This window comes from Frondihabitans sucicola, from assembly GCF_030296615.1.
In the GTDB taxonomy this organism is placed as follows: Bacteria; Actinomycetota; Actinomycetes; order Actinomycetales; family Microbacteriaceae; genus Frondihabitans; species Frondihabitans sucicola.
Genome location: NZ_AP027732.1, coordinates 2,473,973 through 2,492,546, shown reverse-complemented (window position 1 = coordinate 2,492,546; position 18,574 = coordinate 2,473,973). Strand labels below are relative to the sequence as shown.

The window sequence follows — 18,574 nt, the reverse complement described above, 5'->3', positions numbered from 1 at the left end:
TCGGGCACGGTGTGGCCTACCACGTATCCGGGAGATGGGTGGGTGCCGTGGTCGACGGCTTCACGCGGTAGTTCTCCAGGACCTGGGACATTATCTCGCGGAAGGCGGGAGCCGCCGCGAACGAAGTCTTCAGCGTAGTCGGCTTGTTGAACGTCACGAGCACGACGTACTGGGGGTTCTCGGCCGGAGCGATGCCCGCGACCGAAATGATGTAGTCGCTGCCGTAGGTTCCTCCGGGGCCGTCGGCGATCTGGGCGGTCCCGGTCTTGGCCGCCACGTTGTAGCCGGAGATGGGCGTCATGCCCTTCAAGGTGCCCTCCGGGATCGTGTTCTCGAGCATGTCGACGACGTCGTTCGCCGCCTTCTGCGAGACGACCCTGGTGCCCTTGTCGCTCGGTGCGTCGGTGACCTTGCCGTCGCTCCCGACGCAGCCCTTGACGAGCTTGACCGGCATCCGGACGCCGCCGTTGGCGATCGTCTGGTAGATGCTCGCCGTCTGGATCGCCGTGGCGCCGACCCCCTGGCCGAACATGGAGTTGATGTCGGTCTGGGAGTCCCACTTGGAGGCGGGGCGGAGCTGGCCGACCGACTCGCCCGGGAAGTTGACTTCGCTCGTCCGCCCGAGGCCGAACTTGAGCATGTAGTCGTAGCGCTGCTGCTTCGTCACCTTCTGGCCGATGTAGGAGATGCCGACGTTCGACGAATCGGCGAGGATGCCGGCGAGGGTGAGGTGCTCGACCGGGTGTGCCTCGGCATCGCCGATCATCCCGCCCCAGGAGAAGTTGCGCGTGTCGGCGACCACCTCTTGCGAGGCGGGGCTCGCGGCACCGAGATCGATCGCTGTGGCGGCCGTCATGGCCTTGAATGTCGAGCCGGGCTCGTAGGAGGCCTGGAAGGCTCTCGACTCGAGATTCTTGCCCTTGCTCGCGTTGACGTCGTTGGGGTCGACGCTGCCGGAGTCGGCGACGGCGAGGAGCGAGCCGTCGGACACCTTCATGACGACGACCGTGCCCGAGGTGGCGCCGATGGCCTGCACCTGCTCGTTGAGATCCTGTTGCATCTGGTACTGGAGGTCGGAGTCGATCGTCGTCTCGAGCGTGCCCCCGTCGACGGCTTCCTTCTTCGTCACCGTGGAGCCGGGCAGCTTGACTCCGTCCGCACCGCGCTCGTAGGTCTGGGAGCCGTTCTTGCCGGCGAGGCAGCTGTTGTACTCGAGTTCGAGCCCGGCCTGCGCACCGTCCGTTCCGACGAAGCCGACGAGGTTGCCCGCGACGGCGCCGTCGGGATAGGTGCGGGCCGTGGTGCGCTGAGGATAGAGCCACGAGATCCCGAGCTTGGTGATCTTGTCGTAGGCGTCGACGTCGACGGCACTGACCAGCTTGACGTAGAGGCTCTCTTTGTCGCCGGTGAGGCCGCTGAGGATCGTCGAGACCTTGACGCCGGTGGCCGACGCGATCTGCTGCGCGGCCTGCTGGAGCGTGAAGGTGTGCTTCACTCCCTTCGCGTCGGTCGTCGTGTAACCGGCCTGAGCGAACTTGGGCACCGCGGTGATGTCGTAGCGGAGGACCGTCCCTGCGAGCACCTTGCCGTTGGTGTCGACGATCTTGCCTCGATCGCCGTAGATGGTCGTCGAGATCGACCGCTTGCCGACGGCATCGGCGTTGAGGGTCGCCGCCTGCACCACCTGGATGTCCACCAACCGGACAACGAAGATCGCGACGAGCGCGAAGATCGCGATGGCGGCGACGGTGGCCCGACGGCGACGGCCGCGAACGCTCGGGTATCCGGTTGCTCTCACGAGTGGTTCCTCACCGCGGGAGACGACCAGCGCCGCCCGCACTCATCGGCCGGCTTCGCCGCCCACCCCACGGTGTGCCTAGCGGGTTTGCGGAGCAGCCAGTTGATTCGTCGTCGACGGTACCTTCGCCGCGGTCGAATCCGTGGCTGCCGCGCCCGTCGTCGACGAAGAGGACGCGGGTGATTTTGCCGTGGAAGGAGCCTTGGTGACGACCTTGGTGCCCTTGAGGAGGCTGTTCGGAATCAGGTTCTGCGACGACTTCGCATCGCCGACCGCGGGAGTGGGCGTGCCGTAGACCTTCTCGGTGGACAGGTCGAGATACACCGGGTTCTGGTTGCGGATCATGCCGAGCGCCGCCGCGTTGTTCGCGATGTTCTGCGGCGACGAGAGGACCTGCAGCTTCTCGGAGTACTTCTGCTGCGAGCGGCTGAGTGAGGTCTGCGTGTCTTGCAGAGCGGAGATCTGATAGGCGCCCTGGCTGAGCGCGATGCTGACACCGAGTTGGGTGAGCAACAGGACGAAGAGCGCCGCCGTCGCGATGAGGGCGTACAGGATGCGAGGGCGCGCCTGGCGCTGCACGCGACTCGTGACGATCTCGATCGGCCCGCGGCGGGGTGCCGGTGCGTCGAAGAGATCGTCGTCGGGGCTTCCGACGTCGTAACGGGCTCTCGGCGAAGTGGCGAGGTTCGTGCTCATGCTTGTCTCCGGATACGCTCGGCAGCCCGCAGTCGGACGGGTTTTGCTCGGGGATTCAGGTCTTTCTCTTCGTCGCCGGCGAGTTCGGCGCCGCGGACGAGGAGGCTGAACTCGGGTCGGTGCTCCGGGAGCTCGACCGGCAGGCCGGCCGGCGCCGTCGATTTCGACCTGGCGGCGAATTCGCGCTTGACGAGGCGGTCTTCGAGCGACTGGTACGCCAGGACGACGATCCGGCCGCCGACGGCGATGCGGTCGAGAGCCGCCGGGAGCGCAGCCTCGAGCGACGCCAGCTCGGCGTTGACCTCGATTCGCAGGGCCTGGAAGACCCTTTTGGCCGGATGCCCGGCCCGCGACAGGGCGGCGGGGGTGGCCGCGCTGAGGAGGTCGACAAGGTCACCACTGCGCACGAGGGGCGCTTCGGCACGACGCTCGACGATTCGGCGGGCGTAGCGGGGCGCGAGCTTCTCTTCTCCGTACTGATAGAAGATCCGGCGCAGGTCGGCCTCGGTGTACGTGGCCAGGACCGTCTCGGCGGTGAGCGACTGCGTGGGGTCCATCCGCATGTCGAGCGGTGCGTCTTTCGAGTAGGAGAAACCCCGCTCGACGCGGTCGAGCTGGAGCGACGAGACGCCGAGGTCGAACAGGACGCCGTCGATCTCGCCGATGCCGAGATCGTCGAGGGCTCCGGCGATACCGTCGTACTCGGTGTGCACGAGCTTTGCTCGGTCGCCGAACTCGGCGAGGCGTTCTCCGGCGATGGCGAGCGCCTCGGTGTCGCGATCGAGGCCGACCAGCGTGAGATCGGGAAAGGCCCGGAGCATCGCGCGGGAGTGCCCGCCCATGCCGAGGGTCGTGTCGACGACGACGGCACCGGGCTTCGAGAGCGCGGGACCGAGCAACTCGAGGGTGCGCTCGAGGTTGACGGGGGTGTGGATCTGGTCGTCTGCCATGGGGTGCGGAGCCGGTGATCTTCGAGCCTGATCCCCATCCATCCCACCTGGCACCGGGGAAGGTGCGCCAGGGGTGGACGGCTGGGAGTCAGGGCCAGAAGGTCAGAAGAGCCCGGGGATCACCTCCTCCGTGGTGTCGGAGAAGGACGCCTCTTGTTCGGCGTAGTAGGCGTTCCAGGCCTCGGTGTCCCAGATCTCTGCCCGGTTGCCCGCGCCGATCACGGTGAGGTCTCGGCCGAGGCCGGCGTACTCGCGGAGGTTCGCCGGGATCGTGACCCGGTGCTGCTTGTCGGGGATCTCGTCGGACGCGCCGGAGAGGAACAGTCGCAGGTAGTCGCGCGCCTGCTTGGACGTGACGGGCGCCTGGCGGATGCGACCGTGCAGCTCTTCGAACTCGCGCTGACTGAAGACGTACACGCACCGTTCTTGCCCGCGAGTCATCACGAGCCCGGAGGCCAGCTCGTCGCGGTACTTGGCAGGAAGGATGATGCGGCCTTTCTCGTCGAGCCGGGGCGCGTAGGTACCGAGGAACACTGCACGTCACCCCCACCTATCGCCGTTTCCTCCACTTTACTCCACACTGCACCACTCCAACCAGCCAAAGCCCCGAATTGGGGCCAGTAGGGAATAAAAAAGCCCGTACTTGCAACGAAGTACGGGGTGGAGGGAAATGGAGGGATTTCGTCGATCCGGGAGTGTTTCACACCACAAAAAAGCCGACCCGAAGGTCGGCCTTTTTTGAAGGTGGGGCGTCAGCGCTCGTCGCCGCCTTGGCGGCGATCCCAGCGCTCATTGAGGCGGTCCATCATCGAGCCGCGGTTCGGCTTGGCCCGAGGACCCTGGCCGGTGGAGGAATGGGGAGGGACGGGGGCCGGACCGAGGAGGGAACGGCGACGACGAGGCGGAGCGATCGCGAACAGGGCGCCCGCGAGCAGGATCACGAAGCCGGCAACACCGACGAGAGGCTGACGGAAGGCGACACCGGCGACGACGACGGCAACCCCCACGAGTGCTCCCAGAATTCCGACGACGACCATCGTGTAGCTCGGTCGTCCTCGACGCGAGCCCATGGTGGTGACGAAATCGGAGTCGTTGTTGTAGAGGCTGCGCTCCATCTCTTCGAGCAGCCGCTGCTCCTGTTCGGAAAGTGGCATCTTTTGGTTCCCTTCAGGGACGGCTGTCTGTGCTCGCGCGAACGCGGGCTCGATAGCTCATAATTCTACGACCGCTGTCTGTGGTTAGGCTAGCGGCGTGGCTGAGAGTACGCGGTTAGTAGACGTCGTTCAAGACCGGATCGACACCTTTCTCGACGGGCAGCGTCCCCACCTCGCGCAGATCGCCTCCGACCTCGATCCGTTCGCTCGCTTCTCGGCCGATCTCCTGCAGGGCGGCAAGCGATTCCGCGCCCTGTTCTGCTACTGGGGCTGGCAGTCCGTCGCGGCGATCGAGTCGTCGTTCGACCCGCTCGCCGCCGGGCCCGACAAGGCCGAGCTCGCTTCCGTCATGACGGCGTCCGCAGGGCTGGAGTTCTTCCACGCCGCGGCCCTCGTCCACGACGACATCATGGACAACTCCGACACCCGACGCGGCCTGCCGGCAGCCCACCGGCGGTTCGAAGGGCTTCACCGCGACGGCGCCTGGCTGTCCGACCCCGAGTCCTTCGGTACGTCGGCAGCGCTCCTGTTCGGCGACCTGCTGCTCTCGTGGAGTGACGAGCTCGTCTCCGAGGCGTTCGACTCGCTGCCATCGCGCGACGCGGCCCGGGCGGCGCGGCGCGAATTCAACCGCATGCGCACCGAGGTGACCGCGGGCCAGTACCTCGACATCCTGGAGGAGAACGCGTGGGGCAGCGTCCCCGACGACCAGCTCCTGTCGCGGGCCCAGCGGGTGATCGTCTACAAGTCCGCGAAATACTCGGTGGAGGCGCCTCTCACGATCGGAGCCGCGATGGCGGGCGGTCAGGCCGCGCACCTCGACTCCCTGCGACGGTTCGGACTCCCCCTCGGCATCGCCTACCAGCTGCGCGACGATCTGCTCGGAGTCTTCGGCGACCCCTCGATCACGGGCAAGCCGGCCGGCGACGACCTGCGCGAAGGAAAGCGCACGGTCCTGATCGCGACCGCGAGAGCGTCGCTGCCCGGGAACGCGGTGCGACTGCTGGACGAGCTCCTGGGCGACCCGGAGCTGGATGACGACCAGATCGCGATCCTGCAGGCCACCATTCGCGAGTCGGGTGCGGTGGACGCCCTGGAGGAGTCGATCAGCGATCAGGTGTCGCGCGCGAAGGACGCCATCGAGAACGCGCCCCTGGCGAAGAGCGCCCGATCGCAGCTCTCGCAGCTCGCCGACACCGTGACGGCCCGCTCCGCGTAGCGGTCGCAGAGAACGCAGCCTTACAACAGGGACTGGGCGACGCGACGCACCTCGGCCTTGCGGCCGGCCAGCAGGGCCGCGACGGGACTCGTCCCGAGCGATTCTTCGTCGGAGAGCAGCCAGTCGAGCGCCTCGTCGTCGGTGAAGGCGTTGTCGTGGAGGACGGTCAACGTGCCTCGGAGCTCGTGCATCGGCTCGCCGTCGACGATGAACGCCTCGGGGATCTTCCGGACGTCGTCGACGCGCGTGGCGACCAGGATGTGCTCGTCGAGCAGGCGGCGAACACGGCTCGCCGTCGTGCCGAGGCGCTCTGCCGCGTCGGGAAGGGTGAGCCAGGTCGTGGTGGGGAACCAGGGACGCGTGGAGAGATCAGTCACCCCATTACTGTGCCACGGACCTGGAGCCGAGCGTCACCTCCCCCGCTTTGGGGCCCCAGTCACACCAGTCACACCAGCCTCGTTAATTGACTTGCCTATACATGTGTGCCAGCGTGGAGGTCGCTGACACGCCGCAGAACTCCGCAGTCGCCGCTCGACCACAACCCCCGGGACGCTCCACATGACCTCACAGGATCAGAACTCGAACCGCAGCGCCGCCTACCGCATCGGGCGCAGCATGCTCGGCACGGTGCCGATCGTGCTGGCGTCCTCGATGGTCGTGACCGCGGGCGCCACCGGTCCGATCTTCGCGGCCGACCACGTCCAGCCGCATCCCAAGAAGCCGGGCGTCAGCCCCGACGACACGAACACGATCGACCTGTCGGCCATCATGGCGAAGCGTGCGGCCCAGCCCGACGCCGAGCTCACGGCCGCCACCATCGACACGGCTTCCGCGCCGACCACGTACAAGGTCAAGACGGGCGACACCGTCTCGTCGATCGCCGGTCGCTACGGATTGTCCACGGCGTCCGTCCTTGCTCTGAACGGCCTCAGCTGGAAGTCGACCATCTACCCCGGGCAGACGCTCCACCTCACCACAGCGAGGATCGCCGCACCCGCGAAGACCGCCGCGGCCGCACCCACCAGGGCCTCGAGCTACACCATCGTCCGCGGCGACACCCTCTCCTCGATCGCCAGCCGCCACCACGTGTCGACGCAGTCGCTGCTGACGGCCAACGGGCTCAGCTGGTCGAGCATCATCTACCCGGGGCAGAAGCTGTCGATCCCCGGCTCCTCCGCCTCGACACCGGTGAAGACGGTCGCCGCGGCTCCCGCGCCGACGAAGAGCGCCTCCTCAGCCGGCTCGACGTACACGATCAAGGCCGGCGACACCCTGTCGTCCATCGCGAAGGCGCACTCGACGACCGTCGACAAGCTGCTCGCAGCCAACCACCTGAGCTGGACCAGCACGATCTACGCGGGCAAGAAGCTCACCATCCCTGGTGCCACCACCGTGGTGTCGGCCTCGACCGGCGGGTCCTCGGCCGTGTCGTCCGGTTCGACCACCGGGGCATCGATCCCCACGTCGTCGCTCGACGCCGAGCAGCAGGGCAACGCCCGGACCATCATCCGAGTGGGCCGCTCCCTCGGAGTCAGCGACTACGGCATCGTGATCGCTCTCGCCGCCGCCGCCCAGGAGTCGAGCCTCTACAACCTCAGCTCGGGCGACCGCGACTCCGTCGGACTGTTCCAACAGCGGCCGAGCATGGGCTGGGGCTCCCGGAGCCAGCTCCTCGACACGACCCACGCGGCGCGCCTGTTCTTCGGAGGCTCGAAGAATCCCAACGCGGGGACGACCCGCGGGCTCCTCGACATCAGCGGCTGGTCTCGGATGACGGTGACCCAGGCCGCCCAGGCCGTGCAGGTCTCGGCCTACCCCAACGGCTACGCCAAGTGGGAGCGCTCGGCGCGCACCTGGCTCGCCGGCCTCTAGAGCCGCCTCTCACCGTGTAACGGTTTGGTGCGGCCCGGTGAGTCCGGGCGACCTCTCGGCCCCGCGACCGTAAAATTCGTCGGGTGAGCGCCAACCAGACTGACCCGATGATCGGCCGGCTCATCGACGGCCGATACCAGGTCCGCTCACGCATCGCCCGCGGCGGCATGGCGACGGTCTACCTCGCCTCCGACCTCCGGCTCGAACGCCCCGTCGCCGTCAAGATCATGCACGGCCACCTCGCGGACGACGAGAACTTCAAAGAACGGTTCATCCAGGAGGCCCGCTCGGCCGCGCGCCTCGCGCATCCGAACGTCGTCAACGTCTTCGACCAGGGGCAGGACGACGAGTCGGCCTACCTGGTGATGGAATACCTTCCCGGCATCACGCTCCGCGAGCTGCTGCAGGAGCACAAGGTGCTGACTCCCGACCAGGCGACCGACATCCTCGAGGCCGTGCTCGCGGGGCTCGCGGCCGCCCACAAGTCGGGGATCGTCCACCGCGACCTCAAACCCGAGAACGTCCTCCTCGCCGACGACGGCCGCATCAAGATCGGCGACTTCGGGCTCGCGAGAGCGGCCAGCGCCAACACCGCGACCGGGGCGGCACTCCTCGGCACGATCGCCTACCTCTCCCCGAACTCGTCACCCGCGGCATCGCCGACACGCGCAGCGACATCTACGCGCTCGGCATCATGCTCTACGAGATGCTGACGGGCGAGCAGCCCTACAAGGGCGACCAGCCGATGCAGATCGCGTATCAGCACGCGAACGACACGGTGCCGATGCCCTCGGCGGTCAACCCGCGCGTGCCGCCCGAGCTCGACGAGCTCGTCCTCTGGGCGACCGCTCGCGACCCCGAGCAGCGCCCGCGCGACGCCAGAGCCATGCTCGAGCACCTCTACGACCTGCAGCGCGGCGACGCCACGGCCGGAACCTCGAAGACGATGGTGCTCCCCCGCGCCATGGCTCCGGTTCCGCCGGCAGCCGGGCAGGGAACGACCGCGGCGACCGGCGTCATCGGCTCGACCGGCGAGACGATGGTCCTCCAGAAGGCCCGGCACCGCACCGGTCCCATCACGCCCACCGGCTCGAGCAACGCGCAGGCCCTCGGCCGCAAGGCGGCAGCGCGGCGAAAGCGCGGCTTCGTGTGGCTCGTGGTGGTCATCGTCCTCGCTCTGGTCGTCGGCGGAGCGGCGACCTGGTTCAGCACCGGCCCCGGCGCCCAGGCGTCGGTTCCGACCGTCTCGAACACCAGCGTCGCCGACGCCACGGCCCGATTGAAGGCCGACGGATTCACGGTCTCCGCCACGCAGGCCAAGACGTACGACGCGGTCGTCGCCGCCGGTCAGGTCACCGGCACGAAACCCCGCGGCGGTGCCACCGTGCACAAGGGATCAGCCGTCCAGCTCGTGGTCTCGCAGGGGCCCCGGATCCTGCCTCTGCCCAAGGTGGTCGGCCAACAGGAAGACGCCGCCAAGAAGGCGCTGTCGAAGTTCAGCGTCGGCGAGTCGAGCTACCGGTTCGATTCACACGCGAAAGGCGTCGTGCTCTCCGTCGCCGGCAAGAACACCGCTGGCAGCACCGTCGACCTCGGCACGGCCACGACCTACCCCGAACGTCGGCCGATCACGCTCACGGTCTCGCTCGGTCCGATCCCCGACGTCACCGGCCAGTCGCTGTCCGCCGCGCAGGCGACCCTCACCGGCGTGGGACTGAAGGGCGTCGAGTCGAGCAGTGAGTACAGCGACTCGGTCGCCAACGGCAACGTGATCCGGCAGGGGGCGTCGGGCGACGGCGCCGTCGTCTCCGGCTCGACGATCGATCTCGTCGTGTCGAAGGGCCCGACACCGATCACCGTGCCCGACGTGACCGGCAAGACCGTCGCGAACGCCGAGAAGACCCTGCAGAACCTCGGGCTCAAGGTGACCTACAAAGACTGCACGACGTTCGCCTGCAAGGCCGTCGCCGCAGTCGGCTGGAAGAACCTGCTGACGGTGTCGACGCAGGATCCTGCCGGTCAGGCGAGCGCGTTCAAGGGCGACACGATCACGCTCAAATACAACCCGCTCAGCATCGGCTGAGCGGGTCGCACCGGCGAGCCGATCAGGCCTGGGCTGCCGAGAGCTCTTCGGCCACCAGGAACGCCAGCTCGAGCGACTGCATGTGGTTCAGACGCGGGTCGCACAGGCTCTCGTAGCGCGTCGCGAGAGTGGCCTCGTCGATGTGCTCCGAGCCGCCGAGGCACTCGGTGACGTCGTCGCCGGTGAGCTCGATGTGGATGCCACCCGGGTGGGTCCCGGCATCGCGATGCGCCTCGAAGAAGCCCTTGACCTCGTCGACGATCTCCTCGAAGCGGCGCGTCTTGTAGCCGGTCGGCGTGGTCATCCCGTTGCCGTGCATCGGATCGGACACCCAGAGCGGCGTCGCGTCCGACTTCTTGATCGCCTCGAGCAGGGGCGGCAGGGCATCGCGGATCTTGCCGGCGCCCATCCGCGTGACGAAGGTCAGTCGGCCCGGTTCGCGGTCGGGGTCCAGCTTGTCGATCAGGCGCAGCATGTCGTCGGGCGACGTCGTCGGACCGAGCTTCACGCCGATCGGATTACGCACCCGCGACAGGAAGTCGACGTGGGCGCCGTCGAGGTCGCGCGTGCGCTCCCCGATCCAGACGAAGTGGCTCGACAGCGTGTACGGCGTGCCGGTGCGCGAGTCGATCCGGGTCATCGGGCGCTCGTAGTCCATCAGGAGCGCCTCGTGGCAGGTGTAGAACTCGGCCCGCTTCATCTCGTCGAAGTCGGCGCCCGCGGCCTCCATGAAGCGCACCGCCTTGTCGATCTCTTTCGCGAGGTGCTCGTACATGACGTTGGCCGGGTTCGACGCGAAGCCCTTGTTCCAGGAGTGCACCTGGCGGAGGTCGGCGAACCCGCCCTGCGTGAAGGCGCGGATGAGGTTCAGCGTCGAGGCCGAGGTGTGGTAGCCCTTGACGAGTCGCGCGGGATCCGGCTGGCGCGACTCGGGCGTGAAGTCGTATCCGTTGATGATGTCGCCCCGGTAGGCCGGCAGGGTGACGCCGTCGCGGGTCTCCATGTCGCTGGAGCGCGGCTTGGCGAACTGGCCGGCCATGCGCCCCATCTTGATCACGGGCACGGAGGCGCCGTAGGTCAGCACGACGGCCATCTGCAGGATCGTCTTCACCCGGTTTCGGATGTTGTCGGCGGTGGCGTCGGCGAACGTCTCGGCGCAGTCTCCGCCCTGGAGCAGGAACGCCTTGCCCGCCGCGGCCGCGGCCAGCCGCTCGCGCAACGTGTCGACCTCACCCGCGAAGACGAGCGGCGGGAAGGTGGCGATCTCGGCGGAGGCTGCTTCGACGCTCGCGTGATCCGGCCACTCGGGTTGCTGCTTGATGGGGAGGGTGCGCCAATAGTCCAGCCCTGCGATCACATCGGGATCGGCGGAGATGACTGGGAAATCGGTCTGGAGCACGTGGTCCTCATCGAGATAACGTCGGAAATCATGGCCGGGCGGCCACGAAGAGCGAGCTTATCGCGAAAGAAGAGCCCGTCTCTCTTTGACCGAAGACGCGTAGACGTCCACATATTCCTGCCCACCGAGCTTGTTCAATTCGTGCATGATCTCGTCGGTGATGGAGCGGAGAATGAACCGATCGCCTTCCAGTCCCTCGAACCGGCTGAAGTCGAGCGGGCTGCCGAAGACCACTCCGATGCGATGCAGATGCGGACGCTTGGAGCCGGTGAGCATGACCTTCTGCGTGTCGATCATGGCGACCGGGATCACCTTGACCCGGCCCTCCAGGATCATCCGGGCGACACCGGTACGGCCGCGGTAGAGCCGCCCGTCGGGGCTCCGGGTGCCCTCGGGGTAGATACCGAGCTGTTCCCCTTTGGCCAGGACGCCGAGACCGGTGAGCAGCGAGGCCTCGGAGGCCTTCCCGCCGGAACGGTCGATGGGCAACTGGCCGGTGGCCGTCATGAAGACCTTCGTCAACGTGCCGCGCAGGCCACGCCCGGTGAAGTAGTCGCTTTTCGCGAGGAACGAGATGCGGCGTTCGAGCACGAGAGGGAGGAACACCGAGTCGACGAACGACAGGTGGTTGCTCGCGAAGATGACGGCGCCCTCGTCGGGGACGTTCTCTTTGCCGACGACCCAGGGGCGGAAGATGGAGAGCAGGATCGGACGAAAGAGGAACGTCTTCATGATCCAGTAGAACAACGGCGTCTCCTTCGCGTCAGCTGTCGAAGTCTAACCGGACGCCGGGTCTCGGTCAGACGGCCTTGGCGTGGACGCGCGCGAGGTCGGCCGCGCCGACGACACCGGCGTCGTTGACGAGCTCCGCGATGACGAAGTCGGGCTCGGGGTGGAAGCCGCGAGCAGGGAGGTGATCGAGGTAGGCCTCGCGGATGGGAGCGAGAAGCAGCTCGCCCGCCTGCGCCACCCCGCCGCCGAAGACGAAAAGCTGCGGGTCGAGCACGACGCTCAGCGACGCGCAGGCCTGCCCGAGCCACGAGCCGAGCTCCCGGAGGGCCTCGAGAGCGCCCGAGTCACCGGCCATCAGGAGGAGGAGACGTCGTGACCCGTGAGCTCGCCCTTGCTTGCGCGCAGATCGGCCAGCCCGTGTCCGGTCGCCCCGCCGCGATCCGCCACCTCGTTCGCCATGCGGAGCAGGGCGCGGCCCGAGCCGTACTGCTCGATGCAGCCGTGCGCGCCGCACCCGCAGAGCAGGCCGTCGGGGACGACCCGCATGTGGCCCAGCTCGCCGCCGGTGCCGAAACCGCCGCGGAAGAGCCGGTCTTCGGTGACGATGGCGCCGCCGACGCCCGTGCCGATCGTCAGCATCGTCATGTCGCTGGCGAGGCGACCCGCGCCGAAGCGGAACTCGGCCCAGCCTGCGGCGTTCGCGTCGTTGTCGATCGTGATGTGGAGGTCGAGCTCGGCGTTCAACCGGGCGCGGAGGGGCTCGTTCCGCCACGGGATGTTCGGCGTGTAGTAGACGGTCGACTGGGCGGCATCGATGAAGCCCGGAGCCGCCACGCCGGCGGCGACGACGTCACCGCCGTCTTTCGGCGCGATCTCCTGCAGCTCGCGGATCATCGCGACGACGGCTGTGACGATGGCTTCGGAGTCGCTGCTCGTGGGGGTCGGCACGCGACGCTCCGCGACGATCTCACCGAGTTCGGTGACCACGCCGCCAGCGATCTTCGTTCCGCCGATGTCGATTCCGATGGCCTGCACGAGCATCCACTCTACCGTCGACACTGCGGGCGGCAGTCCACGGGGGCGTCGCCCCCTTTCGGTACAGTGGGCGGACCTGCAAGCGACTCGAAAGGGGAGGACCGTGGCCGAATCCGCGACGGAAGACCCGACGACGACCGATCTTCTGGTCGCCAGTGTCGCTCGTGATCCTGATGCCCTCGTCTTCGCCATCCCCGACTCGTTCGGCGGCTGGTTCGACCTCACCGCCGGCGAGTTCCACGATCGCGTACGCTCGCTCGCCCGCGGGTTCCTCGCCGCAGAGCTGCACCCGGGCGACGCCCTGGCGGTGCTCTGCTCCACCCGTTTCGAGGCGACGCTCATCGACTTCGCCGCCGCCTCGATCGGTGTCGCCGTCGTGCCGCTCTCGGCCGACGCCTCGCAGTCCGATCTCATGGCGCTGCTCGACGAGGCGCGCGTTCAGGCCGTCGTCGTCGAGTCCCCCGCGACTTCGCCCGGATCGACGAGGTGCACGGCGACCTCCCCTGGTCTCCGACGTCTGGCAGATCGGACTCGGCGACCTCGACAAGCTGGCCGGGCTCGGGCGCTCCGTCGCCGACTCGACCCTCGACGATCTCGCGGCACAGGTCACGGCCGACACCGCCGCGGCGATCCTGAAGAGCACAGCGTCCGACGGGGCCACCGAGCTGGTCACCGTCAGCCACCGCGCTCTCACGGCTCGCGCTCTCGCGATCGCCGCCGTCCTCGACGAAGAGACCGGCGCCGGGGCCTCCACGCTGCAGATCCTGCCGGCCACCGACGTGCACGCCCGCGTGAGCACCCTCGTGGCCGTCGCCACCGGCACCCGACTCGGCCACCTGTCGGATCCTGCTCGCCTGATCGAGACGATGGCGTCGTTCCGCCCGACCCTTCTGGTCGCTTCCCCCGCGGCTCTCGCGCTCATCGACGAAGCCGCGCACGACCGCGCCGAGTCGACGGGGCGTGCGAGCGCTCTGCGGCAGGGGCTCGAGGTCGCCGTCGACCACTCGATCGCCGTCGGCTCCGGCACGGTGCCGCGCGGCCTCAAGACGCGCTTCGCTCTGGCTGACGCGCTGGTCTACCGCGGTCTGCGCAAGGCCGTGGGCGGGCAGTTGCGCACTGTCGTATCGATCGCCGACGAGACCTCGCTGGCGCCGCGGCTACGGCACATCATGCGCTCGCTCGACGTCCGAGCGCTCGAGGGGTACGGCACCCTCCTCACGACGGGCCTGGCGACGCTGGAGCGCCCGAGCGATCCCTTCGACCGCCCGGTCGGTGGCGTGGGCGCGCCGCTCGACGGGGTGTCGGTGGCGGTCGGAAGCGACGGCTCGATCGCGCTTCGCGGGGTCGGCGTGAAGGCTGCCGGCGACGACGGGTGGCTGGCGACAGGCCAGTTCGGCACGCTGGACGACGGCCGGTTGGTGCTGGCCGATCGCGACCTGGTGCTCACGCCGGTCGTCGACTCCGAGGTCACCCTCTCGCAGCCTCCGCTCCCGGAGTCCGCTCCGTCGATCGACCCGGTCGACGTCGATCCGCACGAGAGGCTGGATCGACGCTGAATCAGCGGATCGACGCGGAAGTGCCGCGCTAGAACCAGTCGCTCTCGCGGATCTGCCGCATGGCGTCGCGCTTGACCTCGGGCTCCAGCCCCATCACGTAGAGCTGACCGTCGAGATGGTCGGTCTCGTGCTGGAGCGCCTGGGCCATCAGCCCCTCGCCCTGCAGCTCGACGCGGTTGCCCTCGAGGTCGACGCCGACGACCCGCGCGAACGGGTAGCGCAGACGCGGGAAGTAGAAGCCGGGCACCGACAGGCACCCCTCGTCGACGAGCTCGGGCTCGCCGCCCAGCTCGACGACCTCGGGGTTGAGCACGTAGCCGATCTGGCCGTCGACGTTGTAGCTGAAGGCGCGCAGGCCGACACCGATCTGGCAGGCGGCGACCCCGGCACGACCCGGCAGGGTGACGGTGTCGATCAGATCGTGCACGAGTCCTTCGTTGCCGGGAGCGCCCAGTTTCACCGGGTCGGAGGGTGAGCGCAGGATCGGGTCGCCGAACAGGCGGATGGGTCGGTCGGTCACGCGGGAACTCCTGTTGCTGAGGTGGGATGGTCGTGCTGCTGCTGTACCCGAAATCGAAGGGGATTTTCGGCAGACGCCCGTGCGTACTGGCTGGACGCGGGCATCAAGCGAAAATCCCCTTCGATTTCGGGAGAGGGAACGAAATTACTGAACGATGAGCAGGAGGTCGCCGGCGTCGACCTGCTGCGTCGCCGGGATCGCGAGTCGAGCCACCGTCCCCGAGACGGGGCTGGTGATGGCCGCTTCCATCTTCATCGCTTCGATGGTCGCCACCGCGGCGCCGGCCTCGACCCGGTCGCCCACGGCGACCTTGAGCGTGACGACGCCCGAGAACGGTGCGGCGATCTCGCCGGGCGCCGTTCGGTCGGCCTTCTCGGCGGCCTTCTGCGACACCTCGATCGAGCGATCCCGGATGAAGACCGGGCGCAGCTGACCGTTGAGCGTGGTCATCACGGTGCGCACGCCCTTCTCGTCGGCCTCGCCGATCGCCTCGAGCCCGATGTAGAGATTGACGCCCTTCGACACCGGCACGGTGTGCTCCACGCCCTGCTGCAGGCCGTAGAGGTAGTCGGGCGTGGCGACGACCGAGAGGTCTCCGTAGGTGTCGACCACCTGCTGGTACTGCTTGGTCGGCCCGGCGAAGAGCAGACGGTTCAGCGTCACCTGACGCTCGCGACCCGGGACGGCGAGAACGGCCAGATCGGCAGGATCGACGGGCTCCACGCCGATCTTGACGTCGCGCCCGGCCAGCACCTTGCTGCGGAACGGTTCGGGCCAACCGCCGGGCAGATCGCCCAGTTCTCCCGCCATGAAGCCGATGACGGAGTCGGGGATGTCGTACTTGTCGGGGTTGGCCTCGAAGTCTCCGGGGTCGGCGCCGGCCGCGGCGAGCTGCAGCGCGAGGTCGCCGACCACCTTCGACGACGGCGTCACCTTCGGTGGGCGCCCGAGGATCTGGTTCGCCGCGGCGTACCAGTCTTCGACCTTCTCGAACTGGTCGCCGAGCCCCAGCGAGATCGCCTGCTGGCGGAGGTTCGACAACTGGCCGCCGGGGATCTCGTGCTTGTACACGCGACCGGTCGGGCCGGGCAGACCCGACTCGAACGGCTTGTAGACGCGGCGCACGGCCTCCCAGTACGGCTCGAGGTCGGAGACGGCTCGGAGCGAGAGACCAGGATCGCGCTCGGTGTGCACGAGGGAGGCCACCAGAGCCGAGGCGGACGGCTGCGACGTCGTGCCCGCCATCGGAGCGCTGGCGACGTCGACGGCGTCGGCCCCCGCGCGTGAGGCTGCGAGCAGTGTCGCGAGCTGGCCGCCGGCGGTGTCGTGCGTGTGGACGTGGACGGGAAGGTCGAACCGCTCGCGAAGGGCGGTGACGAGCTTCTCGGCCGCACCGGCGCGCAACAGCCCCGCCATGTCTTTGATGGCGATGACGTGTGCGCCCGCCTCGACGATCTGCTCGGCAAGCTGCAAGTAGTAGTCGAGGGTGTAGAGCGTCTCGTTCGGGTCGAGGAGATCGGCGGTGTAGCAGAGCGCCACCTCGGCGACAGTCGTTCCGGTCTCGAGCACGGAGTCGATCGCGGGCCGCATCTGCGACACGTCGTTCAGAGCGTCGAAGATCCGGAAGATGTCGACGCCGGTGGCTGCTGCCTCCTTGACGAAGGCGTCGGTGACCTCGGTCGGGTACGGCGTGTAGCCGACGGTGTTCCGGCCGCGGAGAAGCATCTGGATCGCGACGTTCGGCAACGCTTCGCGAAGGCTCGCCAGGCGCTGCCAAGGGTCCTCGCCGAGGAAGCGCAGAGCGACGTCGTACGTCGCGCCGCCCCAGGCCTCGACGCTCAGGAGCTCGGGCGTGAGGCGCGCCACGTAGGGCGCGGCCGCCAGCAGGTCTTTCGACCGCACCCGGGTGGCGAGGAGAGACTGGTGGGCGTCGCGCATGGTGGTCTCGGTGACCGCGAGCGCTGTCTGCTGCCGCAGCGCCGAGGCGAAGCCCTTCGGGCCGAGTTCGAGCAGTCGCTGGCGGGATCCGGCCGGAGCCGGCTCCCTCAGATCGATCGAGGGCAGTTTCAGAGCAGGATCGATCGCGCCCTCCCCTCGACCGTTCGGCTGGTTGACGGTCACGTCGGCCAGCCAGGTGAGGATCTTCGTGCCGCGGTCTTTCGACACGTGACCCTCGAACAGCTCGGGGCGCTCCTCGATGAAGGCGGTGCTGAGGTCGCCGGCCGCGAACGACGGGTCGTCGAGAACGGCCTGGAGGAACGGGATGTTGGTGGACACGCCGCGGATGCGGAACTCCGCCAGACCTCGCTTCGCCCGCGTGACCGCCGCGGGGAAGTCGCGCCCGCGCGCCGTCATCTTGACGAGCATCGAGTCGAAGTGCGGACTGATCTGGGTGCCGGGGTTGATCGTGCCGCCGTCGAGGCGGATGCCCGAACCGCCCGGCGAGCGGTAGGTCGTGATGCGACCGGTGTCGGGGCGGAATCCCGCCGCGGGGTCTTCGGTCGTGATGCGGGTCTGGAGGGCGGCGCCGCGAAGCCGGATGTCGGGCTGCGTGAGTCCGAGCTCGGCGAGGGTCTGTCCGGACGCGATGCGCATCTGCGAGAGGACGAGGTCGACGTCGGTGACCTCTTCGGTCACGGTGTGCTCGACCTGGATGCGCGGATTCATCTCGATGAAGACGTGCTGACCCGCGCGCTCGCCCGCCGTGTCGAGCAAGAACTCGACGGTGCCCGCGTTGACGTAGCCGATCGACTTCGCGAAGGCGATCGCATCGCGGTACATCGCCTGACGGATGCCCTCGTCGAGGTTCGGCGCGGGGGCGATCTCGACGACCTTCTGGTGGCGACGCTGCACCGAGCAGTCGCGCTCGAACAGGTGCACGGTCTCGCCGGTCGAGTCGGCCAGGATCTGCACCTCGATGTGCCTCGGGCGGACGACGGCCTGCTCGATGAACATGGTGGGGTCGCCGAAGGCGCTGTCGGCCTCGCGCATGGCTGCTTCGAGAGCCGCGCGAAGGTCGTCGGGAGCGTCGACGCGCCGCATGCCGCGCCCGCCGCCGCCGGCCACGGCCTTGGCGAAGACGGGGAAGCCCACCTCGGCCGCACCGGCGACGAGCTCGTCGATGTCGCGGCTCGCCGGCGTCGATTTGAGCACGGGGACCCCGGCGGCGATCGCCATCTCTTTGGCCGTGACCTTGTTGCCGGCCATCTCGAGGACGTGCTGCCCGGGACCGATGAACGTGATGCCGGCCTTCGCCGCGGCCTCGGCGAGCTCGGGGTTCTCCGAGAGAAAGCCGTATCCGGGGTAGATGGCGTCGGCCCCGGACTCGACCGCGACCCTGATGATCTCCTGCACATCCAGATAGGCACGGACGGGGTGTCCGACCTCGCCGATCTGATAGGCCTCGTCGGCCTTGAGCCGGTGCATCGAGTTGCGGTCTTCCCATGGGTACACGGCGACGGTGCGAGCACCGAGTTCGAAAGCAGCCCGGAACGCCCGGATCGCGATCTCTCCGCGGTTCGCGACGAGGATCTTTGTGAACACGACAGGAGAGCCCTTCT

Annotated in this window: 14 protein-coding genes and 3 pseudogenes; 6 read left to right on the top strand and 11 right to left on the bottom strand. The window is 68.3% G+C overall.

Features of this window, described 5'->3' with window-relative positions:
• Window positions 1-16 precede the first annotated feature (16 nt).
• The 5 genes from QUE79_RS12860 to QUE79_RS12840 form a co-directional block, all read right to left on the bottom strand.
• Window positions 17-1,798, bottom strand: a complete 1,782-nt coding sequence (locus QUE79_RS12860; RefSeq protein ID WP_286343459.1) for a peptidoglycan D,D-transpeptidase FtsI family protein — start codon at window positions 1,796-1,798, stop codon at window positions 17-19.
• 78 nt (window positions 1,799-1,876) lie between these two features.
• Window positions 1,877-2,494, bottom strand: a complete 618-nt coding sequence (gene ftsL, locus QUE79_RS12855) for a cell division protein FtsL (protein WP_286343458.1) — start codon at window positions 2,492-2,494, stop codon at window positions 1,877-1,879.
• Complete coding sequence (gene rsmH, locus QUE79_RS12850; RefSeq protein WP_286343457.1) at window positions 2,491-3,444, bottom strand: 16S rRNA (cytosine(1402)-N(4))-methyltransferase RsmH; 954 nt, start codon at window positions 3,442-3,444, stop codon at window positions 2,491-2,493. The genes ftsL and rsmH overlap by 4 nt, the downstream gene beginning before the upstream one ends.
• A 102-nt stretch (window positions 3,445-3,546) precedes the next feature.
• The gene (gene mraZ / locus QUE79_RS12845; RefSeq protein ID WP_286343456.1) at window positions 3,547-3,978 is read right to left on the bottom strand and encodes a division/cell wall cluster transcriptional repressor MraZ; all 432 of its coding nucleotides are present in this window, start codon (window positions 3,976-3,978) and stop codon (window positions 3,547-3,549) included.
• A gap of 218 nt (window positions 3,979-4,196) precedes the next feature.
• Complete coding sequence (locus tag QUE79_RS12840) at window positions 4,197-4,598, bottom strand: SCO2097 family morphological protein (RefSeq protein ID WP_286343455.1); 402 nt, start codon at window positions 4,596-4,598, stop codon at window positions 4,197-4,199.
• A gap of 97 nt (window positions 4,599-4,695) precedes the next feature.
• On the opposite strand from QUE79_RS12840, the gene QUE79_RS12835 reads away from it, so the two are divergent.
• Window positions 4,696-5,817, top strand: coding sequence for a polyprenyl synthetase family protein (locus QUE79_RS12835; RefSeq protein WP_286343454.1), 1,122 nt, complete (start codon window positions 4,696-4,698; stop codon window positions 5,815-5,817).
• Between the two features lie 20 nt (window positions 5,818-5,837).
• On the opposite strand, the gene QUE79_RS12830 is transcribed toward QUE79_RS12835, so the two are convergent.
• Entirely contained in the window at window positions 5,838-6,194 is a 357-nt protein-coding gene (locus QUE79_RS12830) for an Rv2175c family DNA-binding protein (protein WP_286343453.1), read from the bottom strand.
• A 181-nt stretch (window positions 6,195-6,375) separates the two neighbouring features.
• Between QUE79_RS12830 and QUE79_RS12825 the strand changes: the two genes are divergently transcribed.
• From QUE79_RS12825 to QUE79_RS26170, 3 genes and pseudogenes are all read left to right on the top strand, one after another.
• Complete coding sequence (locus QUE79_RS12825) at window positions 6,376-7,689, top strand: LysM peptidoglycan-binding domain-containing protein (protein WP_286343452.1); 1,314 nt, start codon at window positions 6,376-6,378, stop codon at window positions 7,687-7,689.
• A gap of 83 nt (window positions 7,690-7,772) precedes the next feature.
• Window positions 7,773-9,136 (top strand): annotated as a pseudogene (gene pknB, locus QUE79_RS26175) (Stk1 family PASTA domain-containing Ser/Thr kinase); the annotation flags it as partial.
• 3 nt (window positions 9,137-9,139) lie between these two features.
• On the top strand, window positions 9,140-9,772 hold the full coding sequence (locus tag QUE79_RS26170) for a PASTA domain-containing protein (RefSeq protein WP_434011057.1): 633 nt from the start codon (window positions 9,140-9,142) through the stop codon (window positions 9,770-9,772).
• 22 nt (window positions 9,773-9,794) lie between these two features.
• Here the strand turns inward: QUE79_RS26170 and QUE79_RS12810 are convergent, their stop codons facing one another.
• The 3 genes and pseudogenes from QUE79_RS12810 to QUE79_RS12800 all read right to left on the bottom strand — a co-directional run bounded on the left by QUE79_RS12810 (window position 9,795) and on the right by QUE79_RS12800 (window position 12,938).
• On the bottom strand, window positions 9,795-11,129 hold the full coding sequence (locus QUE79_RS12810) for a class II 3-deoxy-7-phosphoheptulonate synthase (RefSeq protein WP_286346716.1): 1,335 nt from the start codon (window positions 11,127-11,129) through the stop codon (window positions 9,795-9,797).
• 99 nt (window positions 11,130-11,228) lie between these two features.
• Window positions 11,229-11,918 carry a lysophospholipid acyltransferase family protein gene (locus QUE79_RS12805; RefSeq protein WP_286343449.1) on the bottom strand — a complete coding sequence of 230 codons (690 nt, stop codon included), beginning with the start codon at window positions 11,916-11,918 and terminating at the stop codon, window positions 11,229-11,231.
• 52 nt (window positions 11,919-11,970) lie between these two features.
• Window positions 11,971-12,938, bottom strand: a pseudogene (locus tag QUE79_RS12800) (ROK family glucokinase).
• Here QUE79_RS12800 and QUE79_RS25580 point away from each other — a divergent pair.
• Both QUE79_RS25580 and QUE79_RS12795 read left to right on the top strand, forming a co-directional pair.
• Window positions 12,916-13,359, top strand: a pseudogene (locus tag QUE79_RS25580) (AMP-binding protein); the annotation flags it as partial. The pseudogenes QUE79_RS12800 and QUE79_RS25580 overlap by 23 nt on opposite strands.
• Complete coding sequence (locus QUE79_RS12795) at window positions 13,304-14,494, top strand: AMP-binding protein (protein ID WP_286343448.1); 1,191 nt, start codon at window positions 13,304-13,306, stop codon at window positions 14,492-14,494. The pseudogene QUE79_RS25580 and the gene QUE79_RS12795, both read left to right, overlap by 56 nt.
• Before the next feature lie 28 nt (window positions 14,495-14,522).
• Here QUE79_RS12795 and QUE79_RS12790 read toward each other — a convergent pair whose 3' ends face one another.
• The gene (locus QUE79_RS12790; RefSeq protein WP_286343447.1) at window positions 14,523-15,014 is read right to left on the bottom strand and encodes a peptide deformylase; all 492 of its coding nucleotides are present in this window, start codon (window positions 15,012-15,014) and stop codon (window positions 14,523-14,525) included.
• 144 nt (window positions 15,015-15,158) lie between these two features.
• Window positions 15,159-18,557: a pyruvate carboxylase gene (locus tag QUE79_RS12785; RefSeq protein ID WP_286343446.1), complete on the bottom strand. Its 3,399-nt coding sequence runs from the start codon at window positions 18,555-18,557 to the stop codon at window positions 15,159-15,161.
• Window positions 18,558-18,574 lie beyond the last annotated feature (17 nt).